Here is a 20844-nt window from a genome sequence, read left to right as displayed (position 1 = left end):
AGCGGTGCAGGAATTATTCCTGCACCGCTTTTTTTGATATTTTTGTAACCTTAATCTCACTAATCCTCTGCTGCATCCAAATATTTGGTTAGGACAACTTCCGTTCCATTCTCCAATGGATGGACCTCTACCTCGTCCATCAGCGCCTGTATTAAATAAATGCCCAGGCCTCCAACCCGAAGCCCGCTAACGTCGGCGTCAGGGAGAGGCGCTGCTTTATCGAGTGCATCCGATAAAGGAAAGGTTGATCCACTGTTCTTTACTTTGATCGTTAATCCGGTTTCAGTTGGTTCAAAGGAAACGTCGATAACCTCTTGCTCGGAGTTCTGAACGCCATGAATAACTGCGTTGTTGCAGGCTTCAGAAACAGCCACCTTCATATCTTCCATTTCTTCATATGCATAACTCATCTTTGAGGCAATTCCGAATAGACAGATTCTGACCAGATCGATATAGTCCGCATGGGCCGGTATTTGTAAACGAATGGCATTCATGCTTGGGCCTCTGTCCCTTCTATTAAATATCTTGAAATGCCTGTGATGTCAAACAGACGCTTAACCGCGGAAGGAATATCCCGCACGAAAAACGGTGCTTTTAGCTCATCACGAAGTTTTAGCACCGAAACGATAATGCCGATTCCGGTACTGTCGATATATTTTAAATGTTTAAGATTTAGAATCAATGCTTTATCTTCGCGGTTCATAACCGGCTCCAGAGCTGCCCGCAGCTGCGGCACTACAGATAAGTCCAACTCTCCGCTTACATGAAGAATAATTTGATTTTGTGTCTCTTCTTGCTTGACTTGAAATTGCTCAGCTTTCATTCCATTCACTCCGCTCACTTTTGTTTAATAAATAGTATCAAGATCCTTCTCCTTGTACAAGCTGTACAAGCGATTTATTACATAGAGAAGCTGTGGAAGTAATGAATGGACGTCAGCTTCTGCGTATCCGCATCAATGAAAAGCTTTAATAAGGCTTCATCTCGCTCGAATACGATACCGTCCTCCGTCACATAATCGGGTTCCCCTAACGCATCCTTTACAGCATCTACTGTCGCTGCAACTTCACTTCCATCAATCAGCAGCGTTTTGGTATTCTCCGCCATTTCAACAGATTGTATGAACTCACTGCTAAAGATGACATTCATATTCGGGTATTCATAGGTGATCAGATCGGTTAAATCCGGGTCAGCCGTTTTGCTTTTTGGTTTACCTAGTTTCTGAATCACAAGGCTTGGATCATCATAAAGCGTGATGCCGTTAACCGTTTGAAGCGTAAATTTTGGTTTTTTTGCCTTCACAATCGGTGTTGATTCTGCTGCATAGGTAACTTCGGTTACAGTAGAGGGAGATGCAGAAGCGATTACAATTTCATGAGTTGCTTCCTCAGCCTTTATCGCCTTCACTGGGCTTGAAGCAGTCACTGGCGAATACGTTGCGGTGACCTGTCCAATATCTCCCGTGTATGCGAATATACCTCCGATTAAACAACCAATAAGAATAAACGTCCTCATAATTATCTCCCTCCTATGCGGGATTGTCGAGCTTCCTTTTGCTTATACTTACATATAAACCGTTCGGATTGCTTTGAAACAGGTTAAACATTTATTTTTAAAATATAATGATATCTCCAAGCCGCAAATTTATTTGGTTTCAATCATGACTAAGCATATATCGTCCTTCTGGCTGACACTCGCATGCTCCGATAAAAACGCACTGACCATTTCCGCATGCTCACTCGCATCTTTTTTTACTAGCTGTTCGACAAGCATATTAAGCTTATCCTCTTCTTTATCTCCAAGAGATTCACTTAATCCATCCGTATAAAGAACGATCTTCATATGATCCTCGTAAGAGATGCTGCCCTTTTGGATGTCGATATTTTCAAACAACCCAATCGCACAGCAGCCTGCAGTCAACAAGGTTGTCTCGTCGCCAATTAGCACTTTTCCCGGAGGATGTCCGGCATTTACATATTCAATGACCCGCTTATTCGTATCCAGCACTAAATAAATGGCGGTAAAATAATAATTTAGCAGTTCTTCCTTTTTATACAGCTGGTTCATATACCGATTCAGCTCGCGCATAACAAGACTTGGATCGGTAATATGCGTAATTGTATCCTTAAGAACCGAGGAGATATACATGCAAACCAGTGAAGAAGAAATGCCATGTCCCATCATATCCAGCAAAATAACGCCGTAACGATTCTCATCAATCGGGTACCATGCGTAAAAATCGCCCGCAAGCTCCGAAGAAGGCTGATATACAGCGCTTATCGCCACATGATCATCGTTGATCGGCTGGCTTAATACATTTCTTTGCACCTTCTTGGCTAACTCCAGTTTTGCTTTAATCTGCCTGTCTCTTTCTTTGTGCCAATCAATTTCTCGTTTGAGCCTTAAAGCAGATCGAATCCTAGCGAGCAGCTCCATCTTGTTGATCGGCTTCATCACGTAATCACTGGCACCGGCATCAAGCGCTTCCGCCATCTTGCTGGAATCGCCAAGCGCAGTAACAAAAATTATCGGAACATCCTTATAGCGCTCCACCTGCAATATTCGTTTGCAAGCTTCTAAGCCATCAATCTCCGGCATCATCATATCCATCAAAATCAAATCTACGTTTGATTCAGTCGATAGCGTACAATCAATGTCCAGCATCGTATAAAGCTCTTTTGCCGAGGACGCGATTTTCAAATTTTTATAACCTTCTTTATTTAAAATAGCTTTAATAATAATCTGGTTAGTAGCATTATCATCTACAATTATAATACTCATATGCAGGCTCCTTTAGCTCCAATAACTACTACTTATATTCTGAGCGTAAGCGGTAGTAGAGTCAAATTTTTATAAGTAAAATTACCAAGCTGCATATTAACTTATAAGCTTACTTATAAAATTGAAACTTAGCTTTCTAATAAAGGGCCTACCCTCGCGGATAGGCCCTGATTGAATTCTTGGTAGTTGTGGAGCCTGTTGTTAGCCCATGTATTGAGGGTAGTAGTATACAGCAGGGTCAAATTCTTCACCTGTATATTCTTTACCGCCCCATGCGATGACCAAGATTTTATCCTGATCCATCTCGCGCTCAAGACGCTGTGACTCTTGCTCCGAAATACCAAGTGATCTCATCTTCGCCCGCAGCTCATCTCCGGTCGAACGGAAAATGTTTGCAATCGCCGATCCTAGACCTTCCTCGGAAATGCCGATTTTCTCAGCGTCCGTGTTGTCAGCAATACGATTTGTCCGGTCCTTGTCATGCGTCAGTACAAAAATTTTGTCCTTCGCATAACCTTCCGTTTGAAATTTATAAACCTGCTCTTGTACCTCGACAGCGTTGTTTACCGTGTGTACCTTCGTATTGGATAGTTGATTCATAATAAATTCCTCCTCCGTTTTTGTTTGGAATCGTTTTGTTTAGATTAGTGTTGTTCTACATTGTTAGATGAAGTTAACTGACTCGTCTTCTACCAACGATGAGAGAAACAATAAAGAGAATAACGAATACGACGAATAATATTTTTGCTATCCCGGCTAATGCGGAGGCAATGCCTAGAAATCCGAAAATGCCTGCGACAATGGCAAAAATGAAAAATAATAATGCCCATCCTAACATCGGAATCATCCTTCCTTTGAAGCTTTTTTTGTTAATTGGGTAATTTGTTAACTTGTCATGTTATTAACCAGCCTAGTGACCTTTGAAACAACCCATTCTCAGACTTCCGAATTGTAAATAGGGCTATTAATGAAGAAATAAATAATCCGTTTTTTCAAATGTTTCAGAAGCTCTGGAATAGGTTAAGAGACTACACCAAAACAAATCGATAATAGAAAAGGCTGGTGATGATCGATGGAAAAGCAGCGTATACACGTTAATGGCATCGATTTAGTCTATGAAGAATGTGGCAGTAGTAAAGGAGACGTCATTGTATTGCTCCACGGCTTTTGCGGCTCATCTCAATACTGGCAAAAAATCTGTCCTGTATTAGGTGATCAATATCGCGTCATCATCCCTGATCTCCGCGGTCACGGCGGTTCATCTGCTCCTGAGGGCCCGTATACAATGGAGACTATGGCCGAGGATATTGCAGCACTTTTGGAAGCACTTGCAATTGAGAAGGTTGTTATGTTCGGTCATTCCTTGGGCGGTTATGTAACAGCCGCCTTTGCAGAGAAATATCCGGACAAGCTCGCAGGTTTTGCCCTTATCCATTCGACTGTGCTTCCCGACTCCGAGGTAACAAAGGAGAAACGTGATACAGATATTGAAGCGATTCACGAAAAAGGCATTTCAAAATACTTGTACAGCATCATTCCTAATCTATTTACCGATGATAAAGTCGGAGAAATGCGCGACGAGGTCAATCAGCTAATTGGAGTAGGTCAGGAGATGGAGGCACACGCTGCTATTGCTACATTAGAGGGGATGAAGATGCGTCCCGACCGCAGCCATGTGCTGGCTGAAGCCAAATACCCTATTTTGCTAGTAGCAGGCGCTGAGGATGGTGTCATTAAACCTAATGATACGTTCACGGTTACGAGTCTGGATCAACCAGAAACGACGTTCAAATACCCTCATATTCTGGAGACTACTTTTGAAAATGTCGGACATATGAGTCTTATGGAAGTATCCGATCAGCTAGCGAGAGTGATGTCGACGTATTTGAAAACGCTATTAGAGCGTGAGAAAACGAGAACTGAAGCAAAAACGGAAAATGCCGCAAGCAGCTAATCTATCTTTTTTCACTACAAAATGTTTCATATTATGCTAAGCGGGGTAAATAAGAATAAGCAGGTAACCCCCTATCTACCTGCTACAAAATAACTGGAGGTGCTAGTTACTATGAGTAGTACGAATACTTCTTATCGAACGGGAGAAATTGTTAAGCATGCTGGGAACTACATTTCAGAGTCAGGCAAGAAAGATAAGCTCCAAAAGGGAGAAAAATTCCCTGCTTGTCCTATTAGCGGTAATGAAACAACTTGGAGTAATGCCGATTAGCGCAAAATAAACGTATGGAACCATATTGAAGGGCTGTCTCAGAAGTAGATTATCTACTTTTGGGGCAGCCCTTCTGGCATTTTAAATTTACGCTTACGCACTTGTATACTTGTATGGTAGTATGGTAGTGTGAAGATGAAAGGAATGAGCCGATGGATTACCATGTACGTCAACAGCCCCTATCCACTAGAGACTCCGTTTATATGCAGCTAAGAGAACAGATTTTGAAGCTGGAACTGCCGCCTGGAACAGCTCTTTCAGAGAATGAGACTTCCATTTTGTTCAATGTCAGCCGTACTCCCGTTAGGGAAAGCTTCCTTAGACTCGCACAAGAGGGTCTTGTTCAAGTGCTTCCACAGCGGGGAACACTCGTTTCATTAATCGACACTGCACTCGTAGAGGAAGCAAGATTTATGCGAGAGCATCTAGAGAGGGCTGTCATTCGGTTAGCGTGCAGCCATTTTCCTGCGCCCTACCTTCTCAAGCTTCAGAACAACCTTCACCTTCAGCAGGAAAGCATTCACAACAAAGATAACCAAAGTATGTTTTCGCTTGACGAGGCTTTTCATCGCATCTTATTTGAAGGCTGCAGCAAGAGCAACACCTGGTCGAATATGCAGCAAATGAATGGGCATCTCAATCGAAGCCGTATGCTGCGTCTGGTGGATGATCTCCACTGGGAAAATCTTTATTCGCAGCATCGCATGATGGCAGAAGCTGTAGAGGCTCATGATGCGGATACTGCTGAACGGCTCATGACGGAGCATCTTACTCAGAACATATCCGATCAGGCCGTGCTTAAGGAAAAGTATCCTCATTACTACAAATAAAACGGGAGGATTGATACGCATGAAAATGACTTTTAGATGGTTCGGAGAAGGCAACGATACGGTTCCCCTTAGCTATATTAAACAAATTCCCGGTACAGACGGTATCGTCTGGTCGCTTCATGATGTTGCGGCAGGAGAGGAATGGCCGCTGGAGCGAATTTTGGAGGTAAAGCAGCAAGCAGAGCAATACGGTTTGCATATCGATGTCGTTGAAAGCGTTAACGTGCACGAGGACATTAAGCTTGGTTTGCCGTCGCGTGATTTATACATAGACAATTATAAGAAAACAATTGAGAAGCTAGGCAGCGTTGGCGTTAAAGTTATTTGCTATAACTTCATGCCCATCTTCGATTGGCTGCGCACCGATTTGCACAAGCCGATGGGCAATGGTGCAACCGCTTTATTTTATGAGAATAGCCGAATAGCTGATGCCGATCCATTCCAATTTGTTGAAGAGATTAACGCAAACTCAGCGCTCACTATGCCGGGTTGGGAACCTGAGCGGCTGCAGCATTTGACCAAGCTGTTTGAGGCTTATCAAGGCGTGACCGAAGAGCATCTATGGGAAAATCTTCGTTACTTCTTAAATGAAATTATACCTGTAGCAGCACGCAACGGCATTCGAATGGCCATTCATCCGGATGATCCGCCATGGTCTGTGTTCGGATTGCCGCGTATTATGACAGGCAAGAAAAACTTCAGAACCTTCCTTAAGCTTTATGATAGTCCGTTTAACGGAATTACGCTTTGCAGCGGCTCGCTCGGCGCAAATCCTAGCAATGATATTATTTCTATGATTCATGAGTTTGCAGATCGTATCCCATTTGCCCATATCCGCAACGTCCGCGTGTATGAGAACGGAGATTTTATCGAGACGTCTCACCGTACAGAAGATGGGACGGTTGATATCGCCGGCATTGTGAGAGCTTATCACGAGGTGGGCTACACAGGATATGCAAGGCCTGATCATGGGCGTCATATTTTTGATGAGCAGTGCAGACCGGGATATGGCCTATACGATCGTGCACTCGGCATTATGTATTTATGGGGGCTTTGGGACGCGTATCAGCTTGCAGCCGCTTCGACTGCAGGTTTGGAGGGCAAATCATGACACAGCTGCCTAAGCATGAGTCATTTGAAGGCAAGGTCGCTGTCATCACTGGCGGTGCTGGCGTACTTTGCCGAGTCATGGCGCTTGAGCTTGCTAGACAAGGCGCCAAAATCGCTATTCTCAATCGCACCGCTGAGAAAGGGAATGCTGTCGCTGAGGAGATACAGGCTGCCGGCGGGATCGCCATCGCTGTCGCATGTGACGTCACCAACGCTGAAAGCACGAAAGCAGCAGCAGCCGCTGTGCTCGATAAGCTTGGTTCATGCGATATATTAATTAATGGTGCAGGCGGCAATCATCCTAGCGCGAATACGACGAACGAGACCTTTAAGCCAGAGCATCTTCACGTAGAAAATATAACGACGCTGTTTAATTTGAGCATTGAAGGATTCCGCAGCGTCATGGATCTCAACTTTATCGGCACACTTATTCCAACGCAAATCTTTACAGAACAAATGCTTGGCCGTCAGGGCGCAACGATCATAAATATTTCATCGATGAGCGCTCCATCGCCGATGACCAAAGTACCTGCCTATAGTGCAGCTAAAGCAGCTATCGTCAATTTCACACAGTGGCTGGCCGTTCATCTAGCTGAATCCGGCATTCGAGTTAACGCTATTGCTCCCGGGTTTTTCCTGACTGAGCAAAACAGAAAGCTGCTATTGGACGAGGATGGTCATTTAACCGAACGCTCGGGCAAAATTATTTCCCATACTCCAATGCGCCGTTTCGGCAAACCCGAAGATTTGCTGGGCACTCTATTATGGCTCGCTGACGAGACAACGGCAGGTTTTGTCACTGGTACAACGATTCCAGTGGATGGCGGTTTTTTAGCGTATTCAGGTGTTTAGTTTTTCATAAAAAATAGCAGGCTGCCTAATGGACTTATCGTCTAGTGCAGCCTGCTAACCTTTTTCCATACATTTGATTAGAAAATCCAGCTTAATCAAGGACATAGTCATGCGCTCGTATAAGCAAGGTCAAAAGCTGCTGCTGCTGTAAAATCCAGCTCCGTAAGGCCGCCATCATGCCATGTCGTCATTCGGAGCGTTACCATTTTATAATCGATAGCTATGAATGGATGGTGGTTCAGACGCTCGGATGCTTGCGCTACCTCGTTTACGAAAGCGATAGCGCTTGGAAAAGATTTAAAGCGATATTTTTTGATCATCCATTTACCATCCTCCCGCTTCCACCCTTCACATGCCGCCAAGCTTTTTTCGATTTCGGGCTCCGTTAGCTTCATACATTCCCCACCTTCGTTTCATTATGGCCTTACTCCTGTGTAAGGCCTATCTTATTTCATAATGTTATAGCAAGGAAAAGGATTGAACAAGTTTCGCCACAAGAAAAACGCCGCCCAAGGAGCTGGACAGCGTTATTTTTTTAAGGCTTATGCTGTTTATTGGATGAACGATACTTGTGCCCCTTAACACTACAGCTTCGGGCAGTTGGAGCAGTATTCTTTGTCGCTTGTGACCTCATAGTAGAAGCAGCAGGTTTTGCGAACCCGCATAGGTGTATTAGAAACAGATGAGCAGGTCGGTTCGATATAAAAGCGGCTTAGCGGATTTTGTTTTTCCCCAAATAAAGCACCAGGAGCCTGATGAATCAAATACTGAAAGTCTGCTCGGGCTCGGGATTGCTCTTGCTGTTCACCCGTTAATCCAATTCGTTTCTCGTAGAGCGAGAATATACGAACCGCAACATTTTCCCATAATATCGGTTTTGGCACGTTCGCTGCTCTAGACATGACCGCAACTAATTTTCCTAAGTTCTCAGCAAAAAGAGCTTGCATAACTGTATTACGCCAAACATGCCGCTCGCTGGCTTCAGGCATTGCAGCATCACTATCGGCAAGACTGACATGCTCCAGCCAAGAGTGGCCCGGTGACGATCCAAGAATACAATTACGTGCAGATAAATTCAGTCCCTTGTTGTAAACTGTCATGGCGTACAGCAGCGGTGCTGTAGTTAAGAAGGCGTACCTTTTAAAAAACTGCGATGCTGTGACCATCCTCGATGGGGAGAGTAGAATGACGGTCAGCCTGTCCAAATAGTCGGAGCACCTCTCCATGTCGAGCAAATCCAAAGCGCTCACCGATCCGACTGAGCGGGTTCCATCATATTCACACAAGCCAAAATGTTGGCTCAAATAATCCCTCTCATTCTGCGCGAGCTGCGACTGCTTGTTCATACACAATCCCCCTCTGGCATTTTCGTTCAAAAAGGTTTTAATTGAGCGCCTCCGCGATCTGATCAACAATCAAATTGATGGCAATCGGTCCATAATAACCAATCCACTGCGCTGTGTTTTCCTCATATACCCGATTTTCCTTAACCGCACTCATGCTTTTCCAGATCGATGTATTTTGAAATTCAGTCGTTAGCTCCAAATTCGTTTCATCCTGAAGTAGAAATAAATGATCGGCAGCCAGCTCTGGGATAACTTCAAGAGAAATCATCATGCTTGAGTCCTTGCTGTTAACTGCCATTTTAGGTGGAGTCAGACCTAGATCGTCGTACAAAATCTGTGAAGTTCGATGGGATGTCGTTTGGAGACGAATCATTTCATCTCTAGGCCTAATCAAAGCAACCGTTTGTCCCTTCATTTTATCTGCCAATGCTGCTTTTAGATCGCTTATCTTTTGCTTGTAACCATCAACCAGCGCCTGCGCCTCTTGCGGCTTATTCAAGATTTGCCCAAATTTCAAAAGTACGGTCCGCCAATCCTCATTGCGCTCTAGTGTAATCGTCGGTGCGATTTTAAGTAAATCTTCGTAAATATCATCATGGAATTCTGTTGCAATGATGAGATCCGGCTCAATCGCAATGATTCCTTCCAAATTCGGTTCTACATACGTCCCAAGTAACGGGATATTGCCCATCTTATCGCCCAGATAGGGAGGAAGTCCGTTGTCGGTTTCGGCTATTACGCTGCCCGCCGGCTGAAAGCCCAGCGCCAGCATTTGATCCGCGTACTGGACATCCAACACGACAATTTTCTTAGGTACGCTCTCGAGAGTTAATTCGCCCTTCAAATGTTTGATCGTGACTGGTGCTGCAAAGGCCGGTTCTGTTACGGAGCCGCCTTTTGCGGACTCTCCATTTTGGGCTTGAGGTTGATTCGTCGTACCTCCCCCAGCGTTGCTGCTGCCTTTGTTTGAACTGTCTGAGCATGCGCCCAGAATCATAACCAAACTTACTAACAGGCTAATGGTCCAAATCCATTTGATTTTTGAATACATATGTATAATCTCTCCCCTTTTTCTTGTTGAGAATGACAATCATCTTCACTTACAACACTATAACGACTCTCACTGTTATCTTCAATGGATATTTGCGCCACTGCCCATGGATTGTGGCGACAAAAAAACACCGTTGCTCGAATACGTAGATTCGGATGCAACCGTGTTTATATAAGAAATGGAAATCGAAGCGCTAGTCATGCTTCGCTATTTCCGTTATATCAAATTATTTGGCGTTTAAGAAAACCTCCGCCACTTGATCGACCACCTGGTTCATCGCGATAGGGCCGTAATAGGCAATCCAAATGCTCGATTTAGCGTGGTAAACATGCTGCTGCTGCACGGCACGCAAATTTTTCCATGTCGCAGTGGTCTGAAGCTCTTCCGACCAAGCTTTATATTTGTTGTCGGTCAATACGAAATAATGGTCAACATCCAGCTCCGGCAGCCCTTCCAAAGCTATTAATGAGCTGGTCCTTTTGCGGTCAACCGCTAGCTTCGGCGGTTGAAGCCCCAGATCGCTGTATAGAATGGCTGCCGTACGATGAGCACTTGTGTGCAGCCTAATGATATTATCCCGCGGACGAATCATCATGACTGACTGTCCATGCAGCTTGTTTGCCAGTGCCGATTTTAGCCCGCTGATTTTGTGCCTATACTGCTGTAAGACCTGCTCTGCCTCAAGCTTTTTGCCCATAATTCGCCCGATGGTTCGCAAGGTTTCTCTCCAATCGCGATTTCGCTCTAGCATGATGGTCGGCGCAATATGGGTGAGGCTTCTATAAATGTTTTGCTGGAACTCCGTGCAGATAATCAAATCGGGCTCTAAAGCACGCAAAGCTTCCAGATCGGGTTCAGCCATCGTTCCCAAGGCCTTAACCGAACGCTGCTTGTCTAATAGATACTCAGGAACGCTGCTATGATCTCCGTTTACGATGACGCTGCCCGCCGGCAGCTCACCTAGAGCCAGCATATGGTCCATAAACTGCGGGTCCAGCACAGCAATTTTCTGTGGCTGCCGCTGGAGCAGCAGTTCGCCTTTGAGATGAACAATCGTCCGCCGTGAGCGGCGGATAGCAGCTTCCAGCGGATCTGATGCCGCCTTCTCTTCGCCGCTTTCAAATTCCAGCTTAGGTGCGAATAACTTATCATTCTCCGAATCATCAACTTTGAGATGATGCATCGTTTCTCGGTACATGCTTGGAGAAACGCCCGTATAACGCTTAAATAAACGGCTGAAATAATAGCTGTCCTCATAACCGACTGCTTCAGCAATATTTTTAAGCCCTATATTCGTACGAGACAGCAGCTCCTTGGCCTTGTCTATACGGATTTGCATCAGGTAGTCAATCGGTCCAAGAGACAGCCGCTTATTGAACATCCGCTGCAACGTCCGAGAACTGCAATTCAATAATGCTGCAAGTGTGTCTGCTGTAATCGGTTCGGCATAGTATGCATTCATATATCTAACAGCCTCAAGTACCGTATCTGGAGAAGCTTGCTCCATCCGCCTGTGCTGCAGTTGCCCCATTAGCTCGCAAATAAACTGATAAAATAATGATTTTACCTGCAGCTTCGCCATCGCTCCCGGCTGGTTCCACTCCTGCTCCATACGGGACAAGGACTGGAGCAGCGGAGCAGCAGGACTCGCCGCAAAACCATATTGGATTTCAAATGTTTCCGTGCTAGCCAGCAATTGAAGTAAATCTTGGCTGCATGGCAGCGGAAGAGTAGCTTTATACTGAATCATATAATATTCTAAATGGTCGGTGATATCACAAATTGTAACAACTGCGCCTTTGCCGGCGTGGCATACATACCCACTCTCCAATTGATGCCCAGCCCCGTCCAGAAGGAGCCGAGCACGGCCATTTATCGCGTATAATAGAGTACTCGACGTAAGCTGATTGGTGTGCAAATTATCGCCAATCGTAAGCTCGGCTCGCTGCACATCCAATATTTTCAGCGAAACAAGGTTCCACAGTATAAGGTGATTTTCCACATTCATAATATGATGTCAGCTCCTAAGTTTGTCGCCTCCGCACAATATGTGTGAATTATATCATGAACATTAGAATTTGAGATCAACCCTATCATTCAGACCATACTCCATTCGGCAGTTATTATATAACGTAAATAGCCCGGCAGGTCGTAGAAGACCTACAGGGCTATTTTTCTTTGAATCATTATTCTACTTCGTTGGATGTCCGCAACTCATAGAGTTCGGGCACATCACATTTAATCGTTGCAGCTATCGATATCGCTATCTTGAGCGGCATGATTCGTTTGTTGTCGATATAGTCGCCGATCCTCTCGGGTCTCATCATCAGTGCATCTGCAAGCTGCGCTTGTGATAACCCGCGTTCGCTTAATCGCTGCTCCAGCAGGCAATCGCCCAATTCGTATTTCATCGTATTGCACCTCCATTTAACGGAACGCACAATACAAGTCTACCCAAGCAACCCTCTCTATACCCCCTCAAGACTTGTCATTATCACAATATGAAAGGAAGGACTATTCATTTTAAAATTAATTAGCTGTTCACTTTCACTTTGGTATAGCGATTCGCCGGAATCTGTAAGCCGAGATTGCCGCGCAGCGTATCCGATTCATAATCAGTGCGATAAATGCCGCGCTCTTGGAGAATAGGAACTACAAGCTCAACAAAATCATTCAAGCCGCTTGGAATCGAAGAATGAATAATGAAGCCGTCTGCTGCTCCCTCTTCATGCCACTCCTCAATCAGATCTGCAATTTTCTCAGGCGTACCAATGAATTGCGGACGCGGAGTCGCGGATTGAAGCGCAACCTGGCGCAGCGTAAGATTTTTCTCTTTCGCTACTTTTTTAATTTTGTCCGTGCCGCTGCGGAAGCTGTTTTGACCGAGGTCACCAAGCTCTGGGAACTGCTCATCAAGCGGATATTGAGAGAAGTCATGATGCTCGAAGAAACGCCCTAAATAGTTCAAAGCATTCTCGATCGTCACTAACTCTGCCAGCTCTTGGTACTTGCGCTCAGCTTCCTCTTCCGTGCGTCCAATAATCGGACCAATGCCAGGAAGAATTACGATATCATCCACCGAACGGCCTTCAGCCACCGTACGATCCTTCACGTCTTTATAAAATGCTTTGGCATCTTCGATATTGTCATGGCCTGTGAATACCGCATCTGCTGCTTTGCCAGCCAGCTTCTTGCCGCTCTCAGAAGAGCCTGCTTGAAAAATAACCGGATGCCCTTGCTTCGAGCGAGAAATATTAAGCGGACCTTGAACGGAGAAATACTCGCCTTTATGATCTAGACGGTGCAGCTTAGACGGATCAAAAAACACACCTGACTCTTTGTCTCTGACGAAAGCATCGTCCTCCCAAGAATCCCACAAGCCGCGTGTCACTTCCAAATACTCTTCGGCAATTTTGTAGCGCTCATCATGTGTCGGATGATCCGTTTTGCTGAAATTGCTTGCCGAGCCCTCAAGCGGAGATGTAACGACATTCCATCCAGCACGACCGCCGCTAATATGATCTAAAGAGCCAAATTGTCTTGCAACCGTAAACGGCTCACTATATGAGCTCGATAACGTGCCAACCAATCCAATTTTAGACGTAACAGCTGCCAGCGCGGACAAAATCGTAATCGGCTCAAAGCGGTTTAAAAAATGTGGAATCGATTTTTCATTTATATATAGACCGTCAGCGATAAATACAAGATCGAACTTACCTGCTTCAGCAGTCTGTGCCTGCTCCGTATAAAATTTAAAGTTCACGCTCGCATCGGCCGGCACTTCCGGATGCCGCCATGCCGAGATATTGCCTCCCACACCATGAATCAATGCGCCAAACTTAAGTTGCTTGCGGTTCGCCATAATAAACAGCCTCCTAATAAACATAGTATGATTGATCTTCTGACAGCAAAAGCAGCAGTCCTGCTAAGTTCTAAGTTACCTGCAATAACGATGCTTCCTTTAATTGAAGCCGATAGCTCTTAACGAGCGTTTCCCCGTTCATTAAATCCTTATCGAATGCGCGCTCGAAGCCGAGGCGCTCGTACAGCCTTACAGCTGAATCCATCATGTCTGAAGTATGAAGATGCAGCGTCTCCGCTCCCCATTCCTTTGCAAGCTTTGCACTGGCACGGATAAGCTCCGTCGCTACTCCGAAGCCGCGTGCTGCCTGTGATACAGCGAGCAGGCGAATAATCGGTGAATGAATTTGAAGCTCCGGCCGTCCATAGGCCGCTTCAGAGGAATCAAACAAGAACACACTTCCAACGATTTTCCCGCCCAGCACCGCGACTAAACGCGCCTTCGTTGCTGCTCCTTCAACAGATTCCAGTATGCTTTCTTTATATTGATTCCATGCCGCTTCAGGCAGCACTTGCTCATATTGGCCATAAGCATCAATAAGCACTTCCCGTGTAGCATCTAGATCCTCAAGCTCAGCATTACGAATAATGACAGCTGTATCAGACATGCTTCTTCACCTGCTCTCCCTTTATATGATCACAATGGCTATATCTTTTAAAATGGCATTAATCTAATTGCGAGAGTCCAGCTCTCCCTGCTTGATTCGACGAATTTGACCTAAGTGACCTTGCACGTGCTTCACAAATGCCGGTACGATCACAGCTATTGATACGGGCTCACCTTTAAAGTTAATGCCGGTCTTGCTCCATTCTTCCTCAGTCAAACGATTAAACAACAGGCTGTTATATTGAACAAGTGAACGTGCAGCAAGCAAAATATCTTTAACATCGCCTTCATTTGCCCTTTGGCCAGACACCCAAGCATCCTGTTTAAAGGAAGGCAGCCTGGTCTCGGAGCCAGACAAGATTTCACGAATGCGAAAGGATACGATAATGCTGTGATCAACGAGATGAGCGAGCACCTCGGTCACACTCCATGACTCAGGGGCAGCCTTCCATTTCAGCTGGTGATCCGACAGTCCTTCCAATTCCTGCTCAATTTGATCATATACGTTCACAAATGCATGAATATCGACAATGGGTTCGCTCATTTAAAATCCTCCTCGTGAATAACAAAAGTAAATTGCGTTATGCCCTGCTAAAACGATCAAGCTCAAATAATCTCAGATCATAGCCTGTATTCTTTTTTTGTATTTTGTCAGCCAAAATCTCGCCTACCACGCTCGCAAATTTAAAGCCATGACCGGAAAAACCGCCAGCAAGCAGCACATTATGATGCTCAGGATGAGCATCAATAATGAAATCCTCATCAGGCGTAAACTCGTATTTGCATACTGCACCCCGCAAAAGCTTGCCGGCCGCATCCGGAACAAAAGCGGCAAGCGCGCGGCGAAGATCCTCTTCATCTTCCGGATAAGCACCAAATGGAGCAATCGGCTCACCTGGCTGCCATTCCACGCCTGTATCGTGTCTGCCAATTTTAATTCCTGCGCCGCCAATGCTCGGAAAGCCGTAGTAGCCTCCCATCGCGCCTCCCCAAGTGAAACCGGGAAATACGCCTGCATCAAAAGCGGGTGAACGCGTTTCAAACCACCCAACTACCTTGCGAACTGCACGAATGGGAAGCTTAACATGATTCGCGAGCATGCCAAACCATGCGCCGGCGGTAATAATGATTTGCTGTGCGGTATAAGCAGCTTCTTTCGTATGAACGGTGACGCTTGAAGCACTCGCCTGAATATCTGTAACGAAGCTGTTTATCAGAAGCTCTGCTCCGGCTGCTAAAGCTTGCTGCTTATAAGCAGCTACACATTTTTCACTGTATAAGTAACCCGCATTCGGCTCGTACATCCCTTGGAAGGAGCCAGCTAATTGAACACCTGGAAAACGCCGATTAATTTCTTCCGCACGCAGCAGCTCCACTTGAACGCCATTGGCAATAGCATCGCCTAATCTTCCTTCATAATTGTAAAAGCTCGATTCTGCCATATTGAGCACGCCCGATCGCTCCAGCAGCTTTTCCCCCGTTGCTTTCTCGAGTGCCAGCCACCTCTCATCAGCTCGAAGCGCCATCTTCACATAAGTATCGCCGCCATGATAGGCATGCCGGATTAGACGCGGCTCGCCGTGATGGCTTCCCATATTATGCGGCGGATCAAAAGCATCAATGAGCAGTGTCCTTGCTCCGCGGGCTGCGAGCTCATAACCTGCGCTCATCCCCATGGAGCCCGCCCCAACGATGATCACATCATATGATTTCGGAATGTTGTCGTCCTCCCGGCGCATTCTCGCCCGCCAGCTTGCGCAGAGCATCCACAGCAAGGGAAGCAAAAAAAGAAGCAGCAATCGGCAATGCTTTTTCATCTAAATCAAAGGCTGGATGATGCCATTCTTGTGAGCCGGCTGTGCCAAAAAACACAAACACCCCTTCGGTTACCTTCAAATAAAACGCAAAATCCTCGCCTGCCGGAGAAGGCGTCGGCTTCACCACTGCAAGGCCAAGAGCATTCGCTGTTATCGAAGCTTGATCGGCCCACTTCTGATCATTGACAACTGCCGGCGGCCCTTCCAGCCACTTCACTTTCGCACTCGTTGCAAACGCCGATGCTACACCATTTACGACCTGATCAAAGCGCTCGCGCACTGTCGTGCGGACATGCTCTTCAAACGTACGCAGCGTACCGTCAAATACCGCTTTGTCCGAAATAATATTCCAAGCGGTTCCCGCATGAAGCCTTGTCACACTAACAACCGCACTGTCCAGCGCACTTACGCTGCGGCTTACGATCGATTGCAGCGCCGTAATCATATGCGCCGCGGTTACGATCGGATCAAGACCCGCTTCAGGTACTGCGGCATGACTGCCGCGGCCTTCCACTTCAACGACAAAACCATCAGCTGCCGCCATGATTGGCCCACCTGTAATTCCAATCGTTCCAACTGGGAGATCCGGCTTGTTATGCATGCCGAACACCGCGCTCACGCCTTCCAAAGCTCCGCTTGCAATAAGCTTCTGAGCACCCTTTGCTTTTTCTTCCGCAGGCTGGAACAACAAGCGCACCGTTCCTTGCAGCTCCTGCTCCCGTTCCTTGAGCAAAAGAGCAGTTCCTATAATCGACGCCGTGTGAAAATCATGTCCGCAGGCATGCATTTTACCCGGAATTTTTGAAGCAAATGCAAGTCCCGTATCCTCCTGTATCGGCAGTGCGTCTATATCCGCACGAACCGCGACAATTGGACCGCCATGCAATCCTCCAATCTCTGCAATGACACCGGTTTGAAGTCCATAATCAACAACTCGAATGCCCGCCTCCGTTAACCAGCCCCGTATGGAAGCCGTCGTCTCGAACTCCTCATGAGAAAGCTCAGGATGCTGATGCAGCTGCCTTCGAATGGCTATCAACTTCTCCTCTATGAATTGGGCTGAGAAATCGCTCATACCAATTCTCCTTCAAAGGCTTCCTTAAGCAGCTCGAAGGATCGTACACGCTTGGCGAAATCAGGAATAATCGTCGTAAAAATAAATTCATCCACACCATACTGCTCCCCAATTTCAAGCAGTCGTTTGCGAACCGTCTCCTTGGTGCCCCGAGTAATATCGGCATCCCGTTCCTCCGCTGTAAACGTCTCTCCCGCCTGCCTAGCAAATTCCTTCGCTTGTTCCAGCGTGCCTACGTTTACTGTTTTTCCGCTTGCCAGTGTAACTCTCACATTTTTAAAATGACCTGCCAGCTCATTCGCTTCTTCTTCCGAATCGGACGCTATTACTGACAACGCTAGAATCGCTTTAGGCTCTCCGCCAAAGGATCGATTAAATTTATTCCGATACGTATTTATCGCCTTTTGAGCCGTATCTGGATCGTTATTAATGAATAATGCAAAAGCATACGGATAACCCTTCTCCGCAGCCAGCTCCGCGCTTGATAAGCTTGTGCCAAGCAAAAAAATGTCAGCAGGCTGCTTCGGCAGCGGACTTGCAACAAGCCCAGCCAGCGGATGCTCTTCGCCAGTCTTATCATGGAGCAGCTGCTCCAGCTCTGTCAGCTTCTCAGCTAAAGTATCGGCTTCCGCTACGCCCTTCTGCAAAGCTTTCGTAGAACGCGGCAATCCGCCTGGTGCTCGCCCGATGCCAAGTTCAACTCTTCCTGGCGCGAGTGAAGCAAGCACATTAAAATTTTCTGCTACTTTATAGGGGCTGTAATGCTGGAGCATTACGCCGCCTGAACCAATGCGAATGGATGATGTTTGAGCCAGCAAATAAGCAATAAGCACCTCTGGCGAGGACCCCGCCATCCCGGGAGAATCATGATGCTCGGATACCCAGAAGCGCTCGAAACCAAGCGTTTCTGCCAATTGCGCTAGCCTCACGGTATTCGCCAAAGCTTCAGCAGCAGTTTGACCGGGAAAAATTATACTTTGATCCAGAATGCCAATTTTGAGTGACATATTGATTCGCTCCTCTATGTGTTAGATGGAATAGACACCCTCAGGTGTGATCCGTTTCAAAAATTGTTTGGTTCGTTCTTCTTTTGGATTGGTGAAAATATCGTTAGGCCTACCCTCTTCAACGATCGCTCCGCCATCCATAAAGACAACATGGCTGGCAACATCCTGCGCAAAGCTCATTTCATGGGTCACAATAATCATCGTAATGCCTTCTTTTGCGATTTTGCGAATTACGCTAAGCACCTCGCCAACCAGCTCTGGATCAAGCGCCGAAGTTGGCTCATCGAACAAAATAACTTCTGGATTCAGCGCCAGCGCACGAGCGATGCCTACACGCTGCTGTTGTCCGCCAGACAGCTCGCTCGGATAGGCATGCAGCTTATTGCCAAGACCAACCTTTTCAAGCAGCTCCTCGCTTTTTTGCCGCGCCTCTTCCTTCGGAAGCTTCTTAACGATGAGTAGACCTTCCATTACATTTTCAATTGCCGTCTTATGCTTAAATAAATTATATTGCTGGAAAACCATTGCGCTTTTTTGCCGAAGCGTATGGATTCCTTTTTTATCGGGACGCTTGCAATTAACGGTGAAATCACCAATCGAAATTTGACCGTCGCTAGGCTTCTCTAAATAATTGATGCAGCGCAGCAGCGTTGTTTTCCCGGAGCCGCTTGGCCCGAGTATCGCAACGACCTCGCCTTTTTTGACTGTAAGATCGATTCCTTTGAGCACTTCATTGCGTCCAAAGCTCTTCCTAATTTGCGTCAGCTTAATCATGAGACACCACCTCTGTTGTACAGATTAAAGCGCTTCTCGGCTAACGCGGTCAGTCGCTCGATGAAAAAGGTTAATCCCCAAAAAATAAGAGCTGCGGCAAGGTAAGCCTCAAAAAACTTCCAGTTTGTTGAAGCAACGATTTGCGCTTTAGCATTAATGTCAACGACGGACACTGTAAAAGCCAGCGTTGATCCGTGCAGCATGCCAATTACCGAGTTCGATAAGTTAGGCAAGCTGGCAGCAAAGGCTTGGGGCAAAATAATTCTGCGCATCGCTTGCGGGGTCGTCATTCCGATTGAATACGCTGCTTCCATTTGTCCGCGGTTAACCGCAAGCAGTCCCGATCTGACAACCTCAGACATGTATGCGCCAGCCGTAATCGAGAAAGAAATATAAGCGAACCCTATCATGGGAATCGAGACCGAACGGAACGATAAGCCTAACGCCTCAGCTATACCATCAACGATAATCGGCAAACCGAAATAAATAAGCAATAAATGCGTTAGCATAGGAGTTCCGCGGATGACGGTAACATAGGAAACGGCGATAGGATAAAGGACTGGAATCTTATAAAGTCTAATGACAGCTACAGATGTCCCAATGAGGAAGCCGCAAAAAACAGAAACGAACGTAATCGCCAAAGCCGTTGGCACCGCGCTCAAAAGCTGAACAAACGCCGTCCATATGAATGCGAAATCAAGCTTCATTTTCCCTTCCTCCTCTGCCAAAGCCTATTCCGGCTGCAAACCGCCTTGATTTATCTTTTTTGATAAGTGGTTCTTTGTCTTCTACCGCGATGCGGCGCTCATGCTTCAATAACCTGCGTTCGATCAAATGGAACAGCTTCTCAAGCCCAAAGCTCAAAATAAAGTAGATAATCGCTAGCGAAACATACGTTTCAAGGAAATGCCTGGACATAACAGCCAGTGTCTGTGATTTTCCTGTTAATTCCATAATACCTAATGAAAAGGCGAGTGATGTATCCTTCAAATTTGCAATGACAAGATTAGAGAATACCGGCAATGCAATCGAAACGGCTTGAGGTAGTACAATTCGGGTAAAAGCTTGGAAACCCGTCATTCCTACCGCGTAAGCTGCTTCAACCTGGCCCCGATCCACTGCCCCGACAGCCGCGCGAATCATCTCCGCTATATAGGCTCCGCTGTGCAGCGCATAAGTAAGAATGACAAAATATAATGCCGGCACTTTAGCTACATCCAAATGAAAAAGCTTCAAAACTTCAGGCAAGCCGTAGTAAAACAGAAATAGCTGAATGAGTATAGGCGTCCCTCTAAAAAAAGATAAATACACCTGCGAAAACCGTCTTAGAACCGGAATCTTATAAAGCTGGGGAAAGGCGACAATAAATCCGACGCCAACCCCAAGTACGATGGAACTCACCACAATAAGAAGAGTGACTTTCAAGGTAGGCAGCAGCTTTATTAGATACTCGAACACATAGCTGATATCAAAAGGTTCTCCCACCTTAGCCATCTCACCTTTCAATTG

General features: G+C 46.2%; 25 protein-coding genes. 5 read left to right on the top strand and 20 right to left on the bottom strand.

Going from position 1 to position 20844, the window contains the following annotated elements; all coding sequences use genetic code 11:
* Positions 1 to 59 precede the first annotated feature (59 nt).
* The 6 genes from rsbW to ACIFSR_RS20320 form a co-directional block, all read right to left on the bottom strand.
* Positions 60 to 494, bottom strand: a complete 435-nt coding sequence (rsbW, locus tag ACIFSR_RS20345; protein ID WP_430059555.1) for an anti-sigma B factor RsbW — start codon at positions 492 to 494, stop codon at positions 60 to 62.
* The gene (locus ACIFSR_RS20340) at positions 491 to 823 is read right to left on the bottom strand and encodes an STAS domain-containing protein (protein WP_076269057.1); all 333 of its coding nucleotides are present in this window, start codon (positions 821 to 823) and stop codon (positions 491 to 493) included. The genes rsbW and ACIFSR_RS20340 overlap by 4 nt, the downstream gene beginning before the upstream one ends.
* A 77-nt stretch (positions 824 to 900) precedes the next feature.
* Positions 901 to 1515 carry a hypothetical protein gene (locus ACIFSR_RS20335; RefSeq protein ID WP_430059553.1) on the bottom strand — a complete coding sequence of 205 codons (615 nt, stop codon included), beginning with the start codon at positions 1513 to 1515 and terminating at the stop codon, positions 901 to 903.
* A 129-nt stretch (positions 1516 to 1644) separates the two neighbouring features.
* Entirely contained in the window at positions 1645 to 2781 is a 1137-nt protein-coding gene (locus tag ACIFSR_RS20330) for a SpoIIE family protein phosphatase (RefSeq protein WP_430059551.1), read from the bottom strand.
* A gap of 201 nt (positions 2782 to 2982) precedes the next feature.
* Positions 2983 to 3381 carry a general stress protein gene (locus ACIFSR_RS20325; RefSeq protein ID WP_339204744.1) on the bottom strand — a complete coding sequence of 133 codons (399 nt, stop codon included), beginning with the start codon at positions 3379 to 3381 and terminating at the stop codon, positions 2983 to 2985.
* A 73-nt stretch (positions 3382 to 3454) separates the two neighbouring features.
* The gene (locus ACIFSR_RS20320) at positions 3455 to 3619 is read right to left on the bottom strand and encodes a DUF1328 domain-containing protein (RefSeq protein ID WP_076269061.1); all 165 of its coding nucleotides are present in this window, start codon (positions 3617 to 3619) and stop codon (positions 3455 to 3457) included.
* Between the two features lie 234 nt (positions 3620 to 3853).
* Here ACIFSR_RS20320 and ACIFSR_RS20315 point away from each other — a divergent pair, with 234 nt between their 5' ends.
* From ACIFSR_RS20315 to ACIFSR_RS20295, 5 genes are all read left to right on the top strand, one after another.
* Positions 3854 to 4735 (top strand): alpha/beta fold hydrolase, encoded by an 882-nt coding sequence (locus ACIFSR_RS20315; RefSeq protein WP_430059548.1) that lies wholly within the window; start codon positions 3854 to 3856, stop codon positions 4733 to 4735.
* Between the two features lie 111 nt (positions 4736 to 4846).
* Positions 4847 to 5005, top strand: coding sequence for a hypothetical protein (locus ACIFSR_RS20310; RefSeq protein ID WP_179089827.1), 159 nt, complete (start codon positions 4847 to 4849; stop codon positions 5003 to 5005).
* 152 nt (positions 5006 to 5157) lie between these two features.
* Positions 5158 to 5835 carry a GntR family transcriptional regulator gene (locus tag ACIFSR_RS20305; RefSeq protein ID WP_430059546.1) on the top strand — a complete coding sequence of 226 codons (678 nt, stop codon included), beginning with the start codon at positions 5158 to 5160 and terminating at the stop codon, positions 5833 to 5835.
* Positions 5836 to 5854: 19 nt separating this feature from the next.
* Entirely contained in the window at positions 5855 to 6946 is a 1092-nt protein-coding gene (gene uxuA / locus ACIFSR_RS20300; RefSeq protein WP_430059545.1) for a mannonate dehydratase, read from the top strand.
* Positions 6943 to 7797: an SDR family oxidoreductase gene (locus ACIFSR_RS20295; protein WP_430059543.1), complete on the top strand. Its 855-nt coding sequence runs from the start codon at positions 6943 to 6945 to the stop codon at positions 7795 to 7797. The genes uxuA and ACIFSR_RS20295 overlap by 4 nt, the downstream gene beginning before the upstream one ends.
* A 107-nt stretch (positions 7798 to 7904) precedes the next feature.
* Here ACIFSR_RS20295 and ACIFSR_RS20290 read toward each other — a convergent pair whose 3' ends face one another.
* From ACIFSR_RS20290 to ACIFSR_RS20225, 14 genes are all read right to left on the bottom strand, one after another.
* A complete protein-coding gene (locus ACIFSR_RS20290) occupies positions 7905 to 8192 on the bottom strand; it encodes a 4a-hydroxytetrahydrobiopterin dehydratase (protein WP_430059541.1) in 288 nt (95 codons plus the stop codon).
* 189 nt (positions 8193 to 8381) lie between these two features.
* Entirely contained in the window at positions 8382 to 9143 is a 762-nt protein-coding gene (locus ACIFSR_RS20285) for an IucA/IucC family C-terminal-domain containing protein (protein WP_430059539.1), read from the bottom strand.
* A gap of 37 nt (positions 9144 to 9180) precedes the next feature.
* Positions 9181 to 10194: an ABC transporter substrate-binding protein gene (locus ACIFSR_RS20280; RefSeq protein WP_339204752.1), complete on the bottom strand. Its 1014-nt coding sequence runs from the start codon at positions 10192 to 10194 to the stop codon at positions 9181 to 9183.
* A gap of 226 nt (positions 10195 to 10420) precedes the next feature.
* On the bottom strand, positions 10421 to 12202 hold the full coding sequence (locus tag ACIFSR_RS20275; protein WP_430059537.1) for an ABC transporter substrate-binding protein: 1782 nt from the start codon (positions 12200 to 12202) through the stop codon (positions 10421 to 10423).
* 178 nt (positions 12203 to 12380) lie between these two features.
* Positions 12381 to 12605: a helix-turn-helix domain-containing protein gene (locus tag ACIFSR_RS20270; protein WP_430059535.1), complete on the bottom strand. Its 225-nt coding sequence runs from the start codon at positions 12603 to 12605 to the stop codon at positions 12381 to 12383.
* A gap of 122 nt (positions 12606 to 12727) precedes the next feature.
* The gene (locus tag ACIFSR_RS20265) at positions 12728 to 14056 is read right to left on the bottom strand and encodes an LLM class flavin-dependent oxidoreductase (RefSeq protein WP_430059533.1); all 1329 of its coding nucleotides are present in this window, start codon (positions 14054 to 14056) and stop codon (positions 12728 to 12730) included.
* Positions 14057 to 14126: 70 nt separating this feature from the next.
* On the bottom strand, positions 14127 to 14663 hold the full coding sequence (locus tag ACIFSR_RS20260; protein ID WP_339204756.1) for a GNAT family N-acetyltransferase: 537 nt from the start codon (positions 14661 to 14663) through the stop codon (positions 14127 to 14129).
* Positions 14664 to 14726: 63 nt separating this feature from the next.
* Positions 14727 to 15206 carry a DinB family protein gene (locus ACIFSR_RS20255; protein ID WP_076269073.1) on the bottom strand — a complete coding sequence of 160 codons (480 nt, stop codon included), beginning with the start codon at positions 15204 to 15206 and terminating at the stop codon, positions 14727 to 14729.
* Positions 15207 to 15243: 37 nt separating this feature from the next.
* Positions 15244 to 16401: an N-methyl-L-tryptophan oxidase gene (solA, locus tag ACIFSR_RS20250; protein ID WP_430059531.1), complete on the bottom strand. Its 1158-nt coding sequence runs from the start codon at positions 16399 to 16401 to the stop codon at positions 15244 to 15246.
* The gene (locus ACIFSR_RS20245) at positions 16364 to 17554 is read right to left on the bottom strand and encodes an amidohydrolase (RefSeq protein ID WP_430059529.1); all 1191 of its coding nucleotides are present in this window, start codon (positions 17552 to 17554) and stop codon (positions 16364 to 16366) included. Before ACIFSR_RS20245 ends, solA begins: the two co-directional genes overlap by 38 nt.
* Positions 17551 to 18561: an LLM class flavin-dependent oxidoreductase gene (locus ACIFSR_RS20240; protein ID WP_076269075.1), complete on the bottom strand. Its 1011-nt coding sequence runs from the start codon at positions 18559 to 18561 to the stop codon at positions 17551 to 17553. Before ACIFSR_RS20240 ends, ACIFSR_RS20245 begins: the two co-directional genes overlap by 4 nt.
* Positions 18562 to 18582: 21 nt before the next feature.
* Positions 18583 to 19335 (bottom strand): amino acid ABC transporter ATP-binding protein, encoded by a 753-nt coding sequence (locus ACIFSR_RS20235; RefSeq protein WP_076269076.1) that lies wholly within the window; start codon positions 19333 to 19335, stop codon positions 18583 to 18585.
* On the bottom strand, positions 19332 to 20042 hold the full coding sequence (locus ACIFSR_RS20230) for an amino acid ABC transporter permease (RefSeq protein ID WP_339204759.1): 711 nt from the start codon (positions 20040 to 20042) through the stop codon (positions 19332 to 19334). The genes ACIFSR_RS20235 and ACIFSR_RS20230 overlap by 4 nt, the downstream gene beginning before the upstream one ends.
* Positions 20032 to 20820 (bottom strand): amino acid ABC transporter permease, encoded by a 789-nt coding sequence (locus ACIFSR_RS20225; protein WP_076269078.1) that lies wholly within the window; start codon positions 20818 to 20820, stop codon positions 20032 to 20034. Before ACIFSR_RS20225 ends, ACIFSR_RS20230 begins: the two co-directional genes overlap by 11 nt.
* Positions 20821 to 20844 lie beyond the last annotated feature (24 nt).

The organism is Paenibacillus sp. NRS-1760 (genome assembly GCF_050467785.1).
Taxonomy (GTDB): Bacteria; Bacillota; Bacilli; order Paenibacillales; family Paenibacillaceae; genus Pristimantibacillus.
This window is presented reverse-complemented; position numbering and strand designations above follow the sequence as displayed.